This is a genomic window from Azospirillum formosense (assembly GCF_013340925.1).
In the GTDB taxonomy this organism is placed as follows: Bacteria; Pseudomonadota; Alphaproteobacteria; order Azospirillales; family Azospirillaceae; genus Azospirillum; species Azospirillum formosense.
This window is the reverse complement of sequence record NZ_WHOR01000509.1, coordinates 1-1,215: the sequence shown is the minus strand read 5'-3', so window position 1 is coordinate 1,215 and position 1,215 is coordinate 1. Positions and strand designations below refer to the sequence as shown.

Sequence of the window (1,215 nt, the reverse complement as noted above, 5' to 3'; positions counted from 1 at the left end):
CCCGCGCCCATGCAGGCCTCCGGCCAGATCGGGCTGACCACCTCCGCCGACACCATCCGCGACACGGTAGCCCGGCAGGCCAACGCCGTGCTGGCCCAGGCCGACCGGCTGCTCGAAGGCGACCAGCTCTACCGTCCCGACGCCCACGCGCTGGACGTCTGGGTGGACGGGCCGCTGGTGCCGCACCTGCTGTTCGGGCAGGCCACGCCGGCCGGGCTGGCGCTCTACCTCGGCAACGCCCGGCAGGAGGTGACGGTGCTCGCCCGGGACATCGCCGCCCCGGTGGTGGAGATCCTGGAGCGCCCGGTGATGGGCGCCGGGAGCGGATCGGGGGCCGCCGCCAAATGGGCGCGCATCATCGCCGAGCTGGACAAGTACGACGGCGGGCGCCCCAACAGCTCCCTGGTGCAGCTGGAAAAGTTCGTGACGGTGGAAAGCGCCGCGGTGGACGCCGCCGGCTGCCAGAATCTGGGCGCCATCGACGGGGTGCCGGACGACTTCTTCCGCAGCCGTCTGGCCGAGCTGAAGCAGTGGATCGCCACGCGCTGCGTGCTGGCCGCCGACGCCCGCGTCTACGACGCCTATGTCGACATGGCCGCGTCCTTCAACGAGATGCTGGCCGGACGTTTCCCCTTTGCCGCCGCCGCCGTGGCGGGCGAGGAGGCCGATCCGGCGGCGGTGCGCGCCTTCTACGAGCGGTTCGACGCGCGGTCGGCCTTCGTGCTGGAGGGCTTGCGTCGCGGCGAGCGGTTCGGCACCGCCGGGCGCGAGGCGCTGCGCTTCGTGGAGACGATGGAGCGGGCGCGCCCGCTGCTGATCGCCGCGGTGACCCCGGACCAGACCGGCGGTCTGGCGCTCGACCCCGCCTTCCGCGTCAACCGCGGGCGCGAGGCCGGAGGCAGCGACATCATCGAATGGAAACTCGCCACGCCGAACGGCGCCCTGTCCAGCATGCTGCCGCGCACGCCGCTGCGCTGGTACCCCGGCGACCGGCTGAGCCTGACGCTGCGCTGGGCCAAGGACGGCACCGTGCTGCCGGTCTCCGGCGTCGGTGCGGGGGTGACGGTGGACGGCCCCTCGCTGCGCTTTGACTATGACGGTCCCTGGGCGCTGTTCGCCCTGGCCAGCCGGCAGGCCGCGCCGCAGCGCGACCGCCGCCCCGGCCCGGACACCGAGCCGCTGCTGCTGTTCGAAGCGACGGCCAGCGGCCCGGTC

The 1,215-nt window shown here is 73.9% G+C and carries 1 pseudogene; it reads left to right on the top strand.

What is annotated here, in order from left to right:
* Positions 1–1,215, top strand: a pseudogene (locus GBZ26_RS29465) (type VI secretion system protein TssA); the annotation flags it as partial.